The organism is Microbacterium sp. Leaf179, from assembly GCF_001423785.1.
GTDB lineage: Bacteria > Actinomycetota > Actinomycetes > Actinomycetales > Microbacteriaceae > Microbacterium.
Genome location: NZ_LMPH01000002.1, coordinates 124083 through 143123 on the forward strand (window position 1 = coordinate 124083; position 19041 = coordinate 143123).

Sequence of the window (19041 nt, forward strand, 5' to 3'; positions counted from 1 at the left end):
ACGAACGCGGCGTTTGCGTTACGCTGAGGCCATGGCCACGATCGGATACGCCCGCGTCTCAACGCGCGAGCAGAACCCCGACGGTCAGACTGACGCGCTCGAAGCGGCTGGCTGTGACAAGATCTTCGTTGAGCACGCATCCGGCACCCTGGCGAAGCGACCCGCACTGACCGATGCTCTCGGTTACCTGAGGGAGGGGGACTCCCTCGTCGTGACGAAGCTCGACCGGCTTGGCAGATCCGTCCGCAACCTCAAGCAGATCGCGGACGAATTGCAGCAACGCGGGGTGGGCCTCCGCGCGCTGTCCCAGGGCATCGATACGACCACACCGGGCGGGCGGTTGTTTTTCCATATGCTCGCCGCGATCGCCGAGTTCGAGCACGACCTGATTGTGGAGCGGACGCACGATGGCCTCGCGGCGGCGCGAGCTCGAGGGCGTAAGGGTGGCCCGAAGTTCAAGATGACGCCGACGAAGATCCGGCAGGCCCGCGCCATGTACGACGAACGCGCGCACACCGTGCAAGAGATCGCCGACACCTTCGGGGTATCCCGCCCCACGATCTACCGGCACCTCGCCGAGCACGTCGAGCGAGCCTGACGAGGGGTCATGGCGCACCTCAGCGACCGGCAGAAAGCCGAGCTTGTGCGCCAACACCTTGACGGTGTGCCGTGGACACGGATAGCGGAGCACTCCGGCGTCACGGTGCGAACCTTGCAACGATGGGCTGCTCGCGTCGAGGCGGGGCAGCTCGCGAGACCGCCTCGCCGAGATAAAGGTGCCTCCCGTACCCCCGCGGAACTGGTCACAGCGGTCGAAGCGCTGGCCGTTCGCCGGCCAGCTCCCACCATCGCGTATATTCATCGGCGCGTCGGCGATGTCGCACGCGATCGCGGTTTACCAGCTCCCGGGTACACGACCGTTCGCCAAATCGTGCACGCTCTTGCCCCCGGCCTGACAGCCCTCGCCGAAGGCGGTGACGCCGCGTACCGAGACAAGTTCGAGCTCGTCTACCGGCGCACGACATCCGCCCCGAATGAGCAGTGGCAGATGGACCACACGCTGCTGGACGTCATGATCCTCGGCGACAAGCAGATGCCCGTGCGCCCCTGGCTGACGATCGTGCTCGACGACTACTCCCGTGCCGTCGCCGGATACGCGCTTGGGGTTTCGGCGCCCACGGCCGAGCGCTCCGCCCTCGCGTTTCACCAAGCCGCGAGCCGGAAACGACGCGCCTCGTGGGTGGTGTCAGGGCTCCCCGACGTTCTCTACAGCGACCACGGGTCGGACTTCACCTCCGCCAGGATCGAACAGGTGTGCCTGGACCTGCACGTGCGCCTCATCCACTCCCGGGTCGGCGTTCCGCAAGGCCGCGGGAAGATCGAGCGGTTCTACCGCACCATCACGACCGAACTGCTCCCGCACCTACCTGGCTTCATCCCGCACGGCACCGGCGGCGCACCCACCAGCGCCCCCGCGTTGACCCTGCACCAGCTCGACGACGTCCTCGAGCGGTACATTGTCGATGAATACAACGAGCGCCCGCACTCCGCGACCGGGACGGCACCGCACGCGCGGTGGCGCAGCGGGAGCTTCATTCCGCGAATGCCCGCGCACCCGGAAGACCTCGACGCGCTGCTGCTGACCGCCACTGCGACCAGACGCGTGCAGCGCGACGGCATCCGGTTCGCCTCCACCCGATACGTCTCGCCCGTCCTCGCCGCCTACGTCGGCGAAGACGTCACCGTCCGCTACGACCCCCGTGACCTCGGCGAGATCCGTCTGTTCCACGACAACGCATTCCTCTGCCGCGCGATAGCTCCCGAACGCTCTTCGCAAACGATCACGTTCGCCGACCTGCAGAGCGCAAGGAACACCCGGCGACGGGCACTGAAACAGCAACTTCGCTCCCTCACCAACATCGCCGGATCTCTGCCGGAAGACACTCGGCACCGACCCGCGGCCGCGCCTCTGCCTCCGCCCGAGCCCACCGCGACAGACCAGCAGTCGAAGCGACACGGATTGAGAACCTATGCCAGCGACTGAACCGAGAGCCGGCAAACCGGTGTCCGTCCTCGTCGGCGCGGGCGACGACGGGCGACGATTCCTCAACGGCACCTTCGACGAATTCACCCATGCACCCCCACCACACACCGACACCCGCCCCGCGTTCGTCAGCACTCGGGAGCACCGGAGATTCGTGGAATTCGCCGACACTGTCCGCTCGCACCGGTATATCGGCCTCTGCTACGGTCCACCCGGCATCGGCAAGACGCTCTCCGCCCGCCAGTATGCCGGCACCGACGAGTGGGAAAGGTGGTACCCGCTCGCCCGAAACGGTGGTCCGCTCCCTCCCGTGCCAGAGGGTGTCCAGCAGAGTCGAACGGCGTTCTTCACCCCCACGGTCGCCGCAACCATCAAGCAGATCGATCAGGGCCTACCCCGCGCGTGCCAACAAGTCTCGTGGGGCGTCGATTATGCCCGGTACGGCCACGTCGACCCCTACGTCCACCCCGAATCCCAACACAGCGGGAACACCGAGCTGCTCATCATCGACGAAGCCGACCGACTCAAAACCGCCGGCCTCGAACAAGTCCGCGACTTCTACGACCGCCACCACATGGGCGTCATCCTCATCGGCATGCCGGGCATCGAAAAACGCCTCGCGCGCTATCCCCAGCTCTACAGCCGCATCGGCTTCGCCCACGAATACCGCCCCCTCCGCAGCGACGAACTCACCGCCGTCGTCACGCAACGCCTCCCCGCACCAGACCCAGCCGACGCCGGACTTGCACACGCTGCCGGTTTAGCCGCAATCGTGCGCGCCACGAACGGGAACTTTCGCCTCGCCGATCGCCTCGTAACCCAAATCAGACGGGTTCTCGACATCAACGGGCACACCCGCCTCACCCCAGAGGCCGTCGACGCCGCCCAAGAAGCCCTACTCATCGGACGCTGAACGACGCGACAAGCACGACATCTATCGCCGCGATTCACACCTTTCGCGACCTCGAACGGCGTGTCGCTGTCTCACAACTCGTTTCTCAATCTACGAAGCGATAGCTGACGGCGAAGCCGGGTTTCGGTACTCTTTCGTCGTGGGCGAGGTGTTCGGCTACGCACGTGTTTCCACCGGCGATCAGAACACGCAGCTGCAACTCGATGCGCTGCGCGATGCCGGGTGCGCACGAATTCTCGTCGACGTCGCCTCATCGGCCGCAGAGCGCCCCGAGCTGGCACATCTCCACGACCTTCTTCGGGATGGAGACACCGTTGTCGTCTGGCGACTCGACCGGCTCGGGCGGTCCTTACGGGATTTGGTAGATCAGGTCGAGGACCTGCACCGGATGGGTGTCGCGTTGAGGTCGCTACGCGAAACCATCGACACGAGTTCCGCTGGCGGCCGATTCGTTCTCCACGTCTTCGCGTCACTCGCCGAGTTCGAGCGCGACCTCATCCGCGAGAGGACACTGGCAGGGTTGGCGGCGGCGCGCGCGCGTGGACGGTTGGGCGGGCGCCCACGAGCGCTTTCCGCGGATCAAGCGCGTGTGGCTCGCTCCGCTTACGACGGCGGGGCGATGTCCGTAAACGACATCGCAGCGGCTCTCGGGGTCGCTCGTTCCACTGTCTATCGAGAGCTCCACCGGACCTCCGGCGGCAACGGCGATCAGCCGCATCCGCCAGCGGACACTCCGCAGGCGTAGTCGGCACGGAGCCAGAGAGGGCACGAAGTGCACCTTTCTCGACGCACTTAGGAGCTGCCCGTCATCGACGGAAGAACGCTTCACCGCTGCTCGCACGCCTAGGCGTTGCGCCCATCCGCCGACGCGCGACCGCCTTTCTAAGCGGGACGCCCAGCTCGACCGACCTGTCGAACTGGTCTACAAGCACCGCCATGATGTAGCGCCCGTCGATGCGCTCGCAATAGTGCGCGAACCTCTTCGGCGCTCCCTCGCGCCGGAGGCGGGTGACATTCATCGGTACCGGACCCGTCTTCCCGGCTGCCCCGTGCTCCGCAAGGACCGCCGAGCTGAGGACCGTGATGAAGAGGATGTCGAGTGCCTGGTGGGCATTCACGCCGGAGATGTCGAACAGCACCGAGCTCGACCACCGCTCTAGGAGATCTTCGCTCTGACTTGCCTTCATGGGGAAGTCCCCCAATCGGAGGACCAGGTCTTCGCCGTCGAGTGTCGTCGCCTCCACCCCCGGGACTTCGGCGGTCGGTTCGTAGTCGAAGGGAACGTCGAAGCCGGCGTTGGACATGAAGTCGTTGTCGCGCATGATGAACTCTCTGTCGGAGGATGCGGGGTCCGTTATCGGATCCGACAGGTCTATGCGCGGTGGACTCAGCGGTCTGTGACGTACGACATCGTTACCATGCCCGCGATTACGAAGTCACTGTGGCCGACGCCGTCTCGACCGCCCACTCGACTGACTTTCGAGCATGAGTCGCCGAGCGCTCACCGACTCGCCCGAGACGCCAGGTTGCGGTAATCGCGTAGACGTGATTACCGCAACCCGGGCAAGCAGCGGCCGAAGTGCGGCGACCGCTGCTACTAGCTCTTCTTGCCCTTCTGGCTCAAAGCGCTGGCGGCGGCCGTCTTCGCGGCCTTCGAGTAGTTACCGCGCATGACCTTGCTCGCGGCGGTCGCGGCCTTGTTGCTGGTCTGACGAGTGTTCTTGGCCATGATGGCCCTCCTGACATTTGACGGGTCGGTGTTCTGTCGTTCGATCCCGTCGAGTCCCGGAACCGAACGACAAGCATGCACAGGATCAGCCGCGGGGCTTGACCCGAATGCGGATGGTGCGGCGAACCGTAATACGCGGCATCTTCCAACCTTTCCCGCGTCAGCTTCAGGCATCTCGGAAGGGGTGGTGCGAAATTGACACCACCGCTTTCGACTCGTAAAGTTGACAGAAGTTAGCCTCTGAAACTGACTTCCACCTCACGTCCGAGGAACCGTACTTGGAGCCTTTCCAAGTTGTCTGACGACGTATTAAGTTTACCATCGGTCTTCGAAATTCTTTTCGAAGGCCGATCCTTATTTGTCCTGGGTTTGGGGCCACAAGGAAACGCGTAAGCCATGCTCCAGACGGGCGATGGTTCGCATATCCGGCCACACGCGACCCTCGAGAATCGCTCTCACGGTCTCGTGGTTCACGTCGCACTCGACGGCAACCGTACGTAGAGTCCGGTTCCCAACCGCTTCGCGAAGGTTCAACGCGAATGCCCGTGCGACCTCACCTGCATGATCCGACGCTTCGCCGTGCGGCCACGGGGACACGAGCTCGTTCGGCCTGTTTCGAGGTGTTCGAACCACTAGCCCGACCGCCGGGCCCGGAGCGAGGGTCGTGCCGACCCTCGCTCCGATTGAAAGATAAACGCCAAAATTGCAGGGTTCGCTGAGGTTTGCAAGATACGAAGTGGCTTTTGAAAGAAATCCGACGAACCTACACGGGACTCAGAAGTCCCAGTCGTCGTCTTCCGTCGCCTCGGCCTTGCCGATGACGTACGACGAACCCGACCCGCTGAAGAAGTCGTGGTTCTCGTCGGCGTTGGGCGAGAGGGCCGACAGGATCGCGGGGTTCACGTTCGTCACCGACGACGGGAACATCGCCTCGTAGCCGAGGTTCATCAGCGCCTTGTTGGCGTTGTAGTGCAGGAACTTCTTCACGTCTTCGCTGAGTCCGACCGAGTCGTACAGGCTCTGCGTGTACTGCACCTCGTTGTCGTAGAGCTCGTACATGAGCGAGAAGGTGTAGTCCTTGAGGTCCTGACGACGTGCCTCATCGACCGTCTCGAGTCCGCGCTGGAACTTGTAGCCGATGTAGTACCCGTGCACGGCCTCGTCGCGGATGATGAGGCGGATCAGGTCGGCCGTGTTCGTGAGCTTCGCCCGGCTCGACCAGTGCATCGGCAGGTAGAAGCCCGAGTAGAACAGGAACGACTCGAGCAGGGTCGAGGCGACCTTGCGCTTGAGCGGATCGTCGCCACGGTAGTAATCCATGACGATGCGCGCCTTTTTCTGAAGGAACTCGTTCTCGGTCGACCAGCGGAACGCCTCGTCGATCTCTTTCGTCGAGCACAGCGTCGAGAAGATCGACGAGTAGCTCTTGGCGTGCACCGACTCCATGAACGCGATGTTCGTGTAGACGGCTTCCTCGTGCGGGGTGAGCGCATCGGGGATGAGCGAGACCGCGCCGACCGTGCCCTGGATCGTGTCGAGGAGCGTGAGCCCCGTGAACACGCGCATGGTGAGCGTCTGCTCCTCGGGGGTGAGCGTGTTCCACGACTGGATGTCGTTCGACAGCGGCACCTTCTCGGGGAGCCAGAAGTTGTTCACCAGACGGTTCCAGACCTCGAGGTCCTTGTCGTCTTGGATGCGGTTCCAGTTGATGGCCTGCACGTGGTTCAGCAGCTGCAGCTTTTCAGCCATGGCGTTCCTGCGTCCTCTATCGGTGGATGGTCAGCGGCTCAGAGCATGCACGAGACGCACTCGGTCATGTCGGTGCCCTCGAGCGCCAGCTGACGCAGACGGATGTAGTAGATGGTCTTGATGCCCTTGCGCCACGCGTAGATCTGGGCCTTGTTGATGTCGCGGGTGGTGACGGTGTCCTTGAAGAACAGCGTCAGCGACAAGCCCTGGTCGACGTGCTGCGTGGCCGCGGCGTACGTGTCGATGACCTTCTCGTAACCGATCTCGTAGGCGTCCTGGTAGTACTCCAGGTTCTCGTTCGTCATGAACGGAGCCGGGTAGTAGACGCGGCCGAGCTTGCCTTCCTTGCGGATCTCGATCTTCGAGGCGATCGGGTGGATCGAGCTCGTGGAGTTGTTGATGTACGAGATCGACCCGGTCGGCGGCACGGCCTGCAGGTTCTGGTTGTAGATGCCGTGGGCCTGCACCGAGGCCTTCAGTTCACGCCAGTCGTCCTGCGTGGGGATCTGCACGCCCGCGAACAGCTCGGTCGCCTTCGCCGTCTGCGGCACCCACACCTGGTCGGTGTACTTGTCGAAGAACTCCCCCGACGCGTACGTCGAGTTCTCGAAGCCGTCGAAGGCCGCGCCACGCTCGATGGCGAGGCGGTTCGATGCCCGCAGCGCGTGGAACAGCACCGTGTAGAAGTAGATGTTCGTGAAGTCGATACCCTCTTCGGAGCCGTAGTACACGTGCTCACGAGCGAGGTAACCGTGCAGGTTCATCTGGCCGAGGCCGATGGCGTGCGAGCGGTCGTTGCCGTCTTCGATCGAGCGCACCGAGGCGATGTGGCTCTGCACGCTCACGGCGGTGAGGGCGCGGATCGCGGTCTCGACCGTGAGGCCCAGGTCGCCGCCGTCCATCGCCAGGGCGATGTTCATCGAGCCCAGGTTGCAGGAGATGTCCTTGCCGATGGTGTCGTATGAGAGGTCTTCGTTGTACGTCGTCGGGGTGTTGACCTGCAGGATCTCGGAGCACAGGTTCGACATGTTGATGCGGCCGGCGATGGGGTTCGCCTTGTTCACCGTGTCTTCGAACATGATGTACGGGTAGCCCGACTCGAACTGGATCTCGGCGAGGGTCTGGAAGAACTCGCGCGCGTTGATCTTCGTCTTCTTGATGCGCGGGTCGTCGACCATCTCGCGGTACTTGTCGGTGACCGAGATATCGCCGAACGGCTTGCCGTAGACCTTCTCGACGTCGTACGGCGAGAAGAGGTACATGTCTTCGCCGTTCTTGGCGAGCTCGAACGTGATGTCGGGGATGACGACACCCAGCGAGAGCGTCTTGATGCGGATCTTCTCGTCGGCGTTCTCACGCTTGGTGTCGAGGAAGCGCAGGATGTCGGGGTGGTGGGCGTTGAGGTACACCGCACCGGCACCCTGGCGGGCGCCGAGCTGATTGGCGTAGCTGAAGCTGTCTTCGAGGAGCTTCATCACGGGGATGATGCCCGAGGACTGGTTCTCGATCTGCTTGATCGGCGCACCCGACTCGCGGATGTTCGACAGCAGGAGGGCCACGCCGCCGCCGCGCTTCGACAGCTGCAGGGCGGAGTTGATGCCGCGGGCGATCGACTCCATGTTGTCTTCGATGCGCAGCAGGAAGCACGAGACGAGTTCGCCGCGCTGCGCCTTGCCGGCGTTGAGGAACGTCGGGGTGGCGGGCTGGAAGCGTCCCGAGATGATCTCGTCGACCAGCTGCACCGCGAGACGCGGGTCGCCGTCGGCGAGGGCGAGGGCGGTCATGACGACGCGGTCCTCGAAGCGCTCGAGGTAGCGCTTTCCGTCGAAGGTCTTGAGCGTGTAGCTCGTGTAGTACTTGAACGCGCCGAGGAAGGTCTCGAAACGGAACTTGGCGCCGTAGGCGCGGTCGTTGAGCTCTTGGATGAAGTCCATCGAGTACTTCGCGAGCACGGTCGGCTCGTAGTACTCCTTCTCGACGAGGTAGTCGAGGCGCTCCTTGAGCGAGTGGAAGAACACGGTGTTCTGGTTGACGTGCTGCAGGAAGTACTCCCGCGCCGCCCGCTTGTCGGCGTCGAACTGGATGTTGCCGTCGGCGTCGTACAGGTTCAGCATCGCGTTCAGGGCGTGGTAGTCCAGCCCCTCGAAACGGGCCTCGGTCTTGAATTCCGCCTTGAAGTGCACGTCGGTCAGTTCAGCTTCCACCATCGTTCCAATCCCTGGGTGACGCGCTCGACGTCGTCTGGCGTGCCGAATACTTCCAGCCGGTACAGGTGCGGCACGGTGCACTTGCGGCTGATGATGTCGCCGGCGAGGCAGAATGCGTCGCCGAAGTTCGTGTTCCCCGCGGAGATGACGCCGCGGATGTTGCGTCGGTTCCGCTCCTCGTTGAGGAAGCGGATGACCTGCTTGGGGACCGCGCCCTTCTCGACGCCCCGGCCGGCACCCCCGCCATAGGTGGGGGTGACCAGCACGAAGGGTTCGTCGACGTGGAGGGGCGGATCGATCGGTCGCATCGGAATGCGCACGGCCCGCTTGCCGAGCTTCTCGATGAAACGTGCGGTGTTGCCCGACACGCTCGAGAAGTAGACCAGCAGCGGAGCCTCGGTCGCCGACAGGACAGCGCTCATGACGGGAGTCGTCGAGGCTGTCGAGGGATCAAGCGAGGCGCGAGGCGAGCTCATCGATCTTGTCGGGACGGAAGCCCGACCAGTGGTCCTCGTCGGTGATGACGACGGGGGCCTGCAGGTAGCCGAGCGACTTGACCTGCTCGAGTGCCGACGGGTCTTCCGACAGGTCGAGCACGTTGTATTCGATGCCCTTCGAGTCGAGCGCACGGTAGGTCGCGGTGCACTGGACGCAGGACGGCTTGGTGTAGACCGTGATCGCCATGTTGTCTCTCTCTCCCCTGGAAATTCTTCGTCCGAGCAAGCAGGGCTAGCCGGGACCTCAATACTACATATGGGGACCGACATCGGAAGTCACCACAAGGGGTAGTAGTTACATCCGTGTGATTTTCCACCGTCTCTCCCCATGTACAACACAGGTTGTCCACGATTTCATCCACAGATCCCACTCCTCTCCGAAGCCGTTCGACCGGCGCGATTCCGCGGTTGTTAACAGCGGCGCGCCGACTTGTCCACAGATCGGACGCTAGCGAGGGGTTCCGACATTGCACAGGTCGGCCGATCCACTCTCCGGCGTGTCGCGGGCGTGTCGCCCCGGTGGGCCCTTCCCCCTCGTCGCCCGGGGTCGGAACACCGCCGTTCCCCGATGTCGGAGGGGGGAGATAGCGTTGTGCGGTGGCCGGCTACCGCGAACTCCTCCAGACCCCCGGCGTGGGTCGCATCATCGCCGCACAGTTGACGGCGCGTTTCCCCAACGGCATGACGAGCCTCGCCGTTCTGCTGCACATCGAGCACGTCACCGGCTCCTATGGGGCCGCGGGCCTGGTCCTCGCCGCGACCAGCATCGGGCAGGCCGTCGCCGGTCCCGTCACGAGCCGCTGGATGGGCATCTGGGGCATGCGCCGGGTGCTCTCGGTGACGCTCCTCGTGTGCGCCGCCGCCATCGCCACGCTCGCCCTGATCGAGATGCCCCTGCCCCTGTACATGGTCCTGGGCCTGGTCGCCGGCCTGTCGAATCCGCCGGTGCAGTCGGCCGTGCGCACCATCTACCCCAAGATGGTCCCGTCGAAGCAGCTCACTCCCCTGTATTCGCTCGACGCCTCCCTGCAAGAGATCATCTGGGTGCTCGCGCCCGTGCTCATCACCCTCGTGGCGACCCAGGTCGGCACCGTCCCCGGTCTGCTGCTCGTCGTCGTCATCCTGCTCGGTGGCGGTGCTTGGTTCATCCTCAGCCCCGAGGTCGGACGCGTGCGCATTCCGCGCAGCCGCCGCGGCCTCGGCCGGGTGCTCGGCAAGCCGCCGGTCGTTCTCGCGACGGCGACGGGGTTTCTGCTCATCGGCGCCTGCGCCGCGGTCGAGGCGGGTGTCGTGGCGACGTTCGACCACGGCGGCCTCGAGGCGGGACTCATCCTCGCCGTCTTCGCCGTCGGCAGCCTCGCGGGCGGGCTGTCGTTCGGCCACATCCCCATCGGTCCCTGGGCCATGGCCCGTCGCTTCGCGATCGTCGCGCTCGGACTCTCGCTCACCGTCTTCTCGCTCAACGCGTGGTGGATCGGCGCGACGCTCCTCGTCGCCGGCGCGGGCATCGCCCCGGCGCTCGCGGTGATGTTCGCGATGACCTCGGCGAGCGTGCGGTTCAGCGAGACCGCCGAGGCGTACGGCTGGATCAGCACGGGGCAACTCATCGGAGCCGCCGCGGGCTCGGCCGTCGCCGGCTTCCTCGTCGACGGCATCGGCCCGCAGGGGGCCTACGTCGCCGCGGCCGCGTTCGCCGTCGCCGGGTTCATCGTCGCGGCGGTGTTCGTGCGCGGCTTCCCCGACCTGCGCCACCGCGACTCGAGCCCCATCCCCGATACCGAGCCCGTCGAGACCATCACCTGAGCCCGGATGCCGCATCCCCGGCATCCATCCCCCTCACCGGCGCACGTTCACCCTGCCCGCGCGGGTCAGGCATCCGGCGCGAGCTCCCCGGCCAGCGCGAGCTCCCCTGCCTGCGCCGACTCTCTGGCCCGCTCAGGTCTCGGCCGTCGCGAACTCCGCCTCCGTCGCGGGACGAAGGGAGGACCAGGGACGAAGGGAGGGCGAGACACCGGCATCCCCTCCTCCGTTCGTCCCTCACCCTCCGCTCGCCCCACACGCGAACGCCTGCACTCAAACGCACGGACGCAGCTCACCCGCACGCGAACACGCGCAACTCGACCGCACGCAATCCGCCCGCACGCGAAAGCCCCGCACCCAAACACCCACACGCGAACGCCCGCGCCCCACACACCCCCGCGTAGACGCCGCTACGCCGACGTCACTGCGTCCGCCGCAGCAGCTCCAACACCGCGAGCGCGTACGCGTCGGCCGGCTCGGGGTGGTCGAAGACGAGCGATGCGCCCGCGACCGAGATCTCGACCTCGTAGGTATCCGACAGTCGGCGAAGCGACCGGAAGGTCGCCCGCAGCAGCTCGCGCAGCTGCGACTCCGACGGCAGCCACAGCGCTTCCTCGGTGGCGACGGAGTCCAGCGCCCACTCCGTCGTGCCGTTGAATGCGAGGATGCGCCCGGTCGGGTAGTCGCGGGGTTCGACGGTCATCTCGCTGACTGTGAAGACGTCGGCCTCGAACTCGGGCTCGTCGAGCTGGAAACGGTCGCCGGAGCGGGGATGCCACACCAATCCCGCCTCGCGCAGGGCCAGGGCCATCTCGGTCGAGATCATGGCATCCATTCTGGGGGCCGTCGCGCGATGCCGGGCCGAAGCGTGCACGCGGACGCGATCGATTCCCCCTGACGCCATGCGTCTCCGCGCGCTCCGGCGAGCGCGACCGACGAGCAGAATGGATGCCATGACCTCCCCCGTCACCCTGCCCCGCCTGTCGTGGGGCGATCCCCGCGGACCGCGGGTGCTGCTCGCGCACGGTCTCGGCTCCGACGGCGCCCTGATGTGGCGGTACGCCTCGGCGCTGGCCGACGCGGGATGGCACGCCGTGGCCGTCGATCTGCGCGGACACGGTGACGCCCCGCGCACCCTCGACTACCGCATCGACGCGTACGCGGCCGACCTGTCGGGCACCGTGCCTGCGGGCGGGGGCGCGTGGGACGCGGTGGTCGGGCATTCCCTCGGCGGGGCGGCCGCCACGGTCGCCGCCGCGAACGACCGTTCGTGGACGCATCGACTCGTGCTCGTCGACCCCGCGATCCGGTTGTCCGACGACGACCGCGCGATCGTCAGAGCGAGTCAGGAGCAGTCGTTCGCCGACCCGAGCGAAGAGGCCGTGCGCGCGGCGCATCCCACCTGGCATCCGATCGACGTGGAGCTGAAGGCGCGGGCGACGCGGCGCGCGAGCCGGTGGGCCGTCGAGCAGACGAGCACGCAGAACGACATCTGGGACGTACGGGCGCAGGCCGCCGCCCTCGCGGTGCCGACGCGCATCATCGGCGCCGACCCCGCCGTGCACTCGATCTTCACCGGCGACCTGGCCGCCGAGGTCCTGCAGAACCCCGTCATCACCCTCGAGGTCGTCGCGGGGGCGGGGCACTCGCCGCACCGCGATCGCCCCGAGGCCGCGATCGCCGCCCTCCTCGCCGCGCTGGCGTGACACCCCCCGGCGACGACGGCCGGAGCGGCGTCGGATCGTGCTGCAGCTTTCGGCACCCGCTGCCACCCCGCCCGCGATGTCGGCGCACCCGAGCAGAATGGATGCCATGACCCCGTTCGATCCGGCGCAGTACCTGCCCGATGACCTCCTCGCGCGCATCCGCGAGCGGGCCGTGGTGCACGACCGCGACAACACCTTTCCGCACGACGACCTCGACGAGCTGCGCGCGGCCGGGTATCTCGGCATCCTGGTGCCGACGGAGCTCGGCGGTGCGGGACTGACCCTGGCCGACGCGTCGGTGCTGCAGCAGCGCCTGGCGGGGGCCGCCCCGGCGACCGCGCTCGCGATCAACATGCACCTGGTGTGGACCGGGGTGGCGAAGGTGCTGCGCGATCGTGGGATCGACGACCTCGAGTTCGTCCAGCGCGGGGCCGCCGCGGGCGAGGTGTTCGCTTTCGGCATCAGCGAGGCCGGCAACGACCTGGTGCTCTTCGGCAGCGACACCGACGCCGTCCCCGACGGCGACGGTGGGTATGCCTTCACCGGCACGAAGATCTTCACCTCGCTCTCGCCGGTGTGGACCCATCTGGGCGTCCACGGGCTCGACACCACGTCGCCCGACGCGCCGAAGATGGTGTTCGCCTTCCTCGACCGTGACGAGGCCGTCGTCACCCGCGACGACTGGGACACCCTCGGTATGCGCGGAACGCAGAGCCGCACCACCGACCTGCGCCACGCCCGCGCCTCGGCCGACCGCGTCGTACGGCGCATCGATCCCGGACCGCAGCCCGACGCCCTCGTGTTCGGCATCTTCGCCGTCTTCGAGATCCTGCTCGCATCGGTCTACACGGGCATCGCCCGGCGCGCGCTCGACCTCGCGGTCGAGGCGGCGACCTCGAAGCGGTCGAAGAAGACAGGCACGACGTACGCGAACGACCCCGACATCCGTCGACGCGTCGCCGGAATGGCGATCGCCTACGAGGCGCTGCCCCCGCAGCTCGCCGCCCTGAGCGCCGACGTCGACGCGGTGGTCGACCACGGCGCCCGGTGGTTCTCACTGCTGGCCGGCGTCAAGCACCGCGCCGTCACCATGGCCAAGTCGGTCGTCGACGATGCGGTCCTCGTCGCCGGCGGATCGGCGTACTTCTCGCGCACCGAGCTGAGCCGCCTCTACCGAGACGTCCTCGCCGGCATGTTCCATCCCTCCGATCCCGAATCGGCGCACTCCACCGCCGCCTCGGCCTGGCTCGGGCCGGTGACCGCGTGATGGCCCGCACCCCGTCGACCCTGCTCAGCCCGGCCGACCAGGAACGCCGCCGCGCGCTACGCGTGATGAAGGGCGTCGCCCTCGGCGCGCTGCTGGGCATGGCGGTCATCTTCGCGATCTCGTTCTCGCTGCAGCGCGAGATCGAGTGGATGCAGTACGTCCGCGCCGCGGCCGAGGGCGGAATGGTCGGTGCGCTGGCCGACTGGTTCGCCGTCACGGCGCTGTTCCGGCATCCGCTGGGCCTTCCCATCCCCCACACCGCGATCATCCCCCGACGCAAAGACGAGATCGGCAAGCAGCTCGGCGAGTTCGTCGAGACCAACTTCCTCGAGGGCGACGTCGTACGCACGAAGCTCGAGTCCACGCCGCTCGCCGCCCGCGCGGGGGCCTGGCTCGCCGAGCCCGCGCACGCCGACCGCCTCGCCGCCGAGGGCGCGACGCTCGCGACCAGCGTGCTCACGGCGCTGAGCGACGACGACGTTCAGACGCTCATCGAAGACCTCGCCCGCGAGCACCTGCTCTCGCCCGACTGGGGCCCCTCGATCGGCGGGTGGCTCGAACGCGTCGTCGGGTCGGGCGCCCACCACGGCGCCGTCGACCTCGCTCTCGACAACATCGCCGTCTGGCTCGGCAACAACCGCGAGGTCTTCGACGGCCTCGTCTCGCGCCGCATGCCGGCGTGGGTGCCGAGCATGGCCACGCGACTCGTCGACGACACCGTCTATCGCGAGGCCGTGCAGTTCGTCGACGCCGTGCGCGCCGACCCGCGGCACCAGGCTCGCGGGGCGATCGACGGCTACCTCCGCCGCCTCGCCGACAACCTGCAGCACGACCCCGCCACCATGGTGCGCCTCGAAGAAGCCAAGGCCTCGGTGTTCGACAGCCCGCGCGTGCGTCAACTCGCCGCCGATGCCTGGAACACCGCGAAGAGCGGACTGCTGCGCGCCCTCGCCGACCCCGAGAGCGCCCTGCGCCGCCGGGCCTCGGCCGCCCTCGCCGAGGTCGGGAGCCGCCTGCAGCACGACGAGACCCTGCAGAAGCGGGTGGACGGGTGGGTGACCGACGCCGCCGTGTTCGTCGTCGGGCGCTACCGCCACGACATCGCCTCGATCATCACCGACACCGTCGAACGGTGGGACGCCGAAGAGACGACCGAGAAGATCGAGCTCATGGTCGGTCGCGACCTGCAGTACATCCGCTTGAACGGCACGATCGTCGGCGCCCTCGCGGGCCTCGCGATCTTCACGATCGCGCATTTCGCATGGGGCTCGTGAGCGTCTCGTGTTGTCTGCCTGCAGCCCGGAGTGAGGCTCCGGCGGCGGGGCGGAGAGGGCCGTCGACTCGAGGCGGCCCGGCGCGAAGGTCCGGGAGCGGGGCCGCGACGGCCGTCTTCCAGCGGCGCCGCGCACAGCTCCGACGACCGTGCCGTGACGGCCATCGCGTCGCACCGCCCATCGGGGTCACCGGGTGGGTAGCCTGGGGCGCGTGAGCGACGGTTCGGGGCTCGAGCTCCTCTTCACCTACGGCACGCTGCAGCTGCCCGACGTGCAGCTCGACACGTTCGGCCGCCTCGTCGGCGGCGACGCCGACGCGCTTCCCGGATACCGCCTCGAGTGGACCGACATCGACGACGAGCGCGTCGCGGAGCTCTCGGGCCTCGACAAGCACCCGATCCTGCGGCACACGGGCGACGCGCACGACCGCGTGTTCGGTCGCGTCCTGACGTTGACCGCCGAGGAGCTCGACGCGGCCGACGAGTACGAGGTGTCGCTGTACCGCCGTGCCTCGGTCAGCCTGGCGAGCGGCCTCCGAGCATGGGTGTACGTGGCCGCATGAGCGCTCCGTCCCTGGGTTCGCTCCGGTCGCGCGTCGGCGACGCGTCCGTGCGCGCCGGCCGCACCGCGGGGCGACGACGCTCCCCCGCCTCACACCCCGGTGCCGCCAGCGCCGACACCGACCACGCCCGCACCGTGCGGCTCGCCGCGCCGTGCACCCTCGAACTCCTGCCCGGATTGGCGGAAAGACGATGATCCAACTCATCCTCGCGCGACACGCGAAATCGGACTGGGCCGACGAGGGCCTCGACGACCACGACCGCCCGCTCAACGACCGGGGGCGCCGGGACGCGCCGGCCATGGCGCGCCGCGTGGTGCGTCAGGGCGTACGCCCCGAGGTGCTGCTGTCGAGCACGGCCCTGCGCGCCCGCCAGACCGCCGAGGCCTTCGGCCGGGCGTTCGAGGTCGACGTCGTCGAGCAGGCCGACCTGTACCTCGCCGACCCCGACCATCTGCTGGCCGCCGCGCGCGCCGCCGGCGTCGACGAGGTCATGGTGGTGGCCCACGACCCGGGCATGAGCGCGCTGGTGTCGCGCCTGGCTGATCGCGACGAGCGCATGGTCACGTGCGCCGTGGCCGTGTTCACCTGGCACGAAGGAACCTGGGACGACGTGGATGCCACCCCGCCCGACGAGTACGAGCTGCTGACGCCCTGAAAGCCGCGGTCGGCCGCACCCGCGTACCCACCCGCCCTTCGCGCGGGGCACCTGCCGTCGTATCGGTCAGGCGCGACCTGATTCGATCCGCGCGAGGGCGGCCCCCGCGACGGCACCCGAGAGGACGAGGTCGGTGACGGCCTCGATCTCGGGAGAGACGAACCGGTCGGGTCCGGGGCCCGCGACTCGCGTGCGCACGAGGTCGCGCACGGCGCCGGTGGCGGCCGCGGGGGCGAGCGGGGCGCGGAGGTCGAGGGCACGGCATCCGGTCATCACCTCGATGGCGAGCACACGGGCGAGCCCGTCGACGGCGCGACGGAGCTTGCGGGCACCGGCCCAGCCCATCGACACGTGGTCCTCCTGCATCGCGCTCGAGGGGATCGAATCGACCGACGACGGCACGGCCAGACGCTTGAGCTCCGAGACGATGCCCGCGGCGGCGTACTGCGCGATCATCAGTCCGCTGTCGACGCCCACCTCGTCGGCGAGGAACGGCGGCAGACCGTTGCTGCGGGCCACGTCGAGCGCGCGGTCGGTGCGTCGCTCCGACATGGATGCCACGTCGGCGACCGCGATGGCGAGGAAGTCCAGCACGTAGGCCACCGGGGCGCCGTGGAAGTTGCCGTTCGACTCGACGCGCCCATCAACGGTGACGACCGGGTTGTCGACGGCCGAGAGCAGCTCGCGGTCGGCGACGGCCGCCGCGTGCGCCAGCGTGTCGCGGGCGGCGCCGTGCACCTGGGGCGCGCAGCGCAGCGAGTAGGCGTCCTGTACGCGCGTGCACTGCGGGCCCCGGTGGCTCGCGACGATCGATGAGCCGGCGAGGAACGCCCGCAGGTTCGCCGCCGACGCGGCCTGACCGAGTTGGGGACGAAGAGCCATCAGGTCGGCGGCGAAGACGGCGTCGGTGCCCAACTGCGACTCGATCGAGATCGCGGCCGACACGTCGGCGGTCGTCAACAGCATGTCGATGTCGTGCAGGGCGAGCAGCAGCATGCCCAGCATGCCGTCGGTGCCGTTGATGAGGGCGAGCCCCTCTTTCTCGCGCAGGGCGAGCGGGGCGATGCCGGCGGCGGCGAGCGCCTCGGCGGCCGTCGTGGCGCGTCCTTCGCCGTCGCGCACCTCGCCCTCGCCCATGACCGCGAGCGCCACGTGCGACAGCGGGGCCAGGTCTCCCGAGCAACCGAGCGAGCCGTACTCGCGCACCACCGGGGTGATGCCGGCGTTCAGCAGCGCCGCGTACGTCTCGACCACGGCGGGGCGCACGCCCGTGCGCCCTGTCGCGAGGGTCTGCAGGCGCAGCAGCATCAGGGCGCGCACGACCTCGCGCTCGACCTCGGCGCCGGTGCCGGCGGCGTGCGAGCGGATGAGGCTGGCCTGCAGCTGGGCGCGCCGATCCTCGGCGATGAAGGTCGTCGCGAGGGCGCCGAAGCCCGTAGAGATGCCGTAGTGCGGCTGCGTGTCGTCGGCGAGCGCCTCGATGAGTGAGCGGGTGTCGGCGACCCGGCGCAGCGCCTCGGCGGCCACCTCGACGCGGGCGTCGTGGCGGGCGACGGCGACGACGTCGCGGGGGGCGAGGGGGGTGGGTCCGACGGTGACGCTCGAGTTCATGCCCTGATTCCATCGCGGCGAAGGCCCCGTGTGGCGGGGATCTGGCATCCTGTGTCTGTCATGCCAGACATTCCCGCCCCGCAGGTTCCCGCCGCCGACCAGACGCTGCGGATCCTCTCACTGCTCGCGCGCCAGCCCGGGCCGGTCGCCGCGCAGACGATCGCGACGACGCTCGGCATCCCCCGATCGAGCACGTACCACCTGCTCGCCACCCTCGAGCAGCACGGGTACGTCGTGCACCTGCCCGGCGACCGGCGCTGGGGGCTCGGCACCGCGGCCTTCGAACTCGGCGGCGGCTACGCCCGGCAGCAGCCGCTCGCCCGCCTCGGGCGCCCGCTGCTCGCCGCGCTGTCGGACCGCGTCGGCGAGAGCGCGCACCTGGCCGTGCTCACCGGGCGCGACGTGCTGTACATCGTCGAGGAGCGCGCCCCGCGCCGCCCCGCGCTGGTGACCGACGTCGGGGTGCGCCTGCCCGCGCACCTCACCGCGACGGGACGCGCGATGCTCGCCGCCCTCCCGCGCGAGCAGGTGAGGGCGTCGTTCCCGGATGCCACGGCCCTCACGCAGCGGCACGGTCTCGGTCCCGCGACTCCGCGCGCGCTGCGCGAGATGCTGCGCGACGTGCGCGCCGCCGGGTTCGCGAGCGAAGACGGCGAGGTCACCCCCGGGTTCCGTTCGGTGGCCGCGGCCGTGCGGGATCACACCGGGTGGCCCGCCGCTGCCGTGGCGCTCACCTGGCCGGCCGAGGGCGCGGAGCGCGACGCCACCGCCCTCGCCGAGGCCGCTTCTGCGACGGCGGCGGAGCTGTCCCGCCGGATCGGCCGCCCCGGCTGAGGCCCGCCGCCCCGCCTCCCGGCCCGGCCCGCGCGAGTCCGGCCGCCGCGAGTCCGGCCGCCGCCCGCCGTCCCGCCCCGCACGACGCAAACGCTGTTGAGTGTCCGAGACACGCCGCACCCCGCCCCGCCCGGACGGCGTGTCTCGGACACTCAACGGGGTCGTGTCCGCAGCGGTCACGCCGCAGCGCGGG

Annotated in this window: 20 protein-coding genes; 12 read left to right on the forward strand and 8 right to left on the reverse strand. The window is 68.3% G+C overall.

The window, feature by feature from the left end:
* Positions 1-31: 31 nt before the first annotated feature.
* The 4 genes from ASF96_RS08100 to ASF96_RS08115 all read left to right on the forward strand — a co-directional run bounded on the left by ASF96_RS08100 (position 32) and on the right by ASF96_RS08115 (position 3702).
* Positions 32-598: a recombinase family protein gene (locus ASF96_RS08100; RefSeq protein WP_055937968.1), complete on the forward strand. Its 567-nt coding sequence runs from the start codon at positions 32-34 to the stop codon at positions 596-598.
* A 9-nt stretch (positions 599-607) separates the two neighbouring features.
* Positions 608-2044, forward strand: a complete 1437-nt coding sequence (locus tag ASF96_RS08105) for a Mu transposase C-terminal domain-containing protein (RefSeq protein ID WP_055937971.1) — start codon at positions 608-610, stop codon at positions 2042-2044.
* 19 nt (positions 2045-2063) lie between these two features.
* The gene (locus ASF96_RS16480) at positions 2064-2957 is read left to right on the forward strand and encodes an AAA family ATPase (protein WP_235560556.1); all 894 of its coding nucleotides are present in this window, start codon (positions 2064-2066) and stop codon (positions 2955-2957) included.
* Positions 2958-3096: 139 nt separating this feature from the next.
* Positions 3097-3702 (forward strand): recombinase family protein, encoded by a 606-nt coding sequence (locus ASF96_RS08115; RefSeq protein WP_055937974.1) that lies wholly within the window; start codon positions 3097-3099, stop codon positions 3700-3702.
* Between the two features lie 61 nt (positions 3703-3763).
* Here the strand turns inward: ASF96_RS08115 and ASF96_RS08120 are convergent, their stop codons facing one another.
* The 6 genes from ASF96_RS08120 to nrdH form a co-directional block, all read right to left on the reverse strand.
* Complete coding sequence (locus ASF96_RS08120; RefSeq protein ID WP_055937977.1) at positions 3764-4279, reverse strand: hypothetical protein; 516 nt, start codon at positions 4277-4279, stop codon at positions 3764-3766.
* Between the two features lie 275 nt (positions 4280-4554).
* Positions 4555-4686: a hypothetical protein gene (locus ASF96_RS17530; protein WP_268768485.1), complete on the reverse strand. Its 132-nt coding sequence runs from the start codon at positions 4684-4686 to the stop codon at positions 4555-4557.
* 774 nt (positions 4687-5460) lie between these two features.
* Positions 5461-6435 carry a class 1b ribonucleoside-diphosphate reductase subunit beta gene (gene nrdF, locus ASF96_RS08125; RefSeq protein WP_055838028.1) on the reverse strand — a complete coding sequence of 325 codons (975 nt, stop codon included), beginning with the start codon at positions 6433-6435 and terminating at the stop codon, positions 5461-5463.
* Positions 6436-6473: 38 nt separating this feature from the next.
* Positions 6474-8642 (reverse strand): class 1b ribonucleoside-diphosphate reductase subunit alpha, encoded by a 2169-nt coding sequence (gene nrdE / locus ASF96_RS08130; protein WP_055838031.1) that lies wholly within the window; start codon positions 8640-8642, stop codon positions 6474-6476.
* Positions 8624-9064 carry a class Ib ribonucleoside-diphosphate reductase assembly flavoprotein NrdI gene (nrdI, locus tag ASF96_RS08135; protein WP_055838034.1) on the reverse strand — a complete coding sequence of 147 codons (441 nt, stop codon included), beginning with the start codon at positions 9062-9064 and terminating at the stop codon, positions 8624-8626. The genes nrdE and nrdI overlap by 19 nt, the downstream gene beginning before the upstream one ends.
* Positions 9065-9092: 28 nt before the next feature.
* On the reverse strand, positions 9093-9326 hold the full coding sequence (gene nrdH, locus ASF96_RS08140; protein ID WP_055838040.1) for a glutaredoxin-like protein NrdH: 234 nt from the start codon (positions 9324-9326) through the stop codon (positions 9093-9095).
* Between the two features lie 410 nt (positions 9327-9736).
* On the opposite strand from nrdH, the gene ASF96_RS08145 reads away from it, so the two are divergent.
* The gene (locus ASF96_RS08145) at positions 9737-10942 is read left to right on the forward strand and encodes an MFS transporter (protein ID WP_055937980.1); all 1206 of its coding nucleotides are present in this window, start codon (positions 9737-9739) and stop codon (positions 10940-10942) included.
* 418 nt (positions 10943-11360) lie between these two features.
* Here the strand turns inward: ASF96_RS08145 and ASF96_RS08150 are convergent, their stop codons facing one another.
* Complete coding sequence (locus tag ASF96_RS08150) at positions 11361-11765, reverse strand: hypothetical protein (RefSeq protein WP_055838046.1); 405 nt, start codon at positions 11763-11765, stop codon at positions 11361-11363.
* Positions 11766-11892: 127 nt separating this feature from the next.
* Here ASF96_RS08150 and ASF96_RS08155 point away from each other — a divergent pair, with 127 nt between their 5' ends.
* The 6 genes from ASF96_RS08155 to ASF96_RS08175 all read left to right on the forward strand — a co-directional run bounded on the left by ASF96_RS08155 (position 11893) and on the right by ASF96_RS08175 (position 16403).
* Positions 11893-12645 carry an alpha/beta fold hydrolase gene (locus tag ASF96_RS08155; RefSeq protein ID WP_055937983.1) on the forward strand — a complete coding sequence of 251 codons (753 nt, stop codon included), beginning with the start codon at positions 11893-11895 and terminating at the stop codon, positions 12643-12645.
* A gap of 106 nt (positions 12646-12751) precedes the next feature.
* On the forward strand, positions 12752-13912 hold the full coding sequence (locus ASF96_RS08160; protein ID WP_055937985.1) for an acyl-CoA dehydrogenase family protein: 1161 nt from the start codon (positions 12752-12754) through the stop codon (positions 13910-13912).
* Positions 13912-15186: a DUF445 domain-containing protein gene (locus ASF96_RS08165; protein WP_055937988.1), complete on the forward strand. Its 1275-nt coding sequence runs from the start codon at positions 13912-13914 to the stop codon at positions 15184-15186. The genes ASF96_RS08160 and ASF96_RS08165 overlap by 1 nt, the downstream gene beginning before the upstream one ends.
* A gap of 211 nt (positions 15187-15397) precedes the next feature.
* Positions 15398-15748, forward strand: coding sequence for a gamma-glutamylcyclotransferase family protein (locus ASF96_RS08170; RefSeq protein WP_156458782.1), 351 nt, complete (start codon positions 15398-15400; stop codon positions 15746-15748).
* A complete protein-coding gene (locus ASF96_RS16885; protein ID WP_156458783.1) occupies positions 15745-15942 on the forward strand; it encodes a hypothetical protein in 198 nt (65 codons plus the stop codon). Before ASF96_RS08170 ends, ASF96_RS16885 begins: the two co-directional genes overlap by 4 nt.
* Positions 15939-16403 (forward strand): SixA phosphatase family protein, encoded by a 465-nt coding sequence (locus ASF96_RS08175; protein ID WP_055838056.1) that lies wholly within the window; start codon positions 15939-15941, stop codon positions 16401-16403. Before ASF96_RS16885 ends, ASF96_RS08175 begins: the two co-directional genes overlap by 4 nt.
* Before the next feature lie 66 nt (positions 16404-16469).
* Here the strand turns inward: ASF96_RS08175 and hutH are convergent, their stop codons facing one another.
* Positions 16470-18014, reverse strand: a complete 1545-nt coding sequence (gene hutH / locus ASF96_RS08180) for a histidine ammonia-lyase (protein ID WP_055937991.1) — start codon at positions 18012-18014, stop codon at positions 16470-16472.
* 60 nt (positions 18015-18074) lie between these two features.
* Between hutH and ASF96_RS08185 the strand changes: the two genes are divergently transcribed.
* On the forward strand, positions 18075-18848 hold the full coding sequence (locus tag ASF96_RS08185; protein WP_055937994.1) for an IclR family transcriptional regulator: 774 nt from the start codon (positions 18075-18077) through the stop codon (positions 18846-18848).
* Positions 18849-19041: the final 193 nt, after the last annotated feature.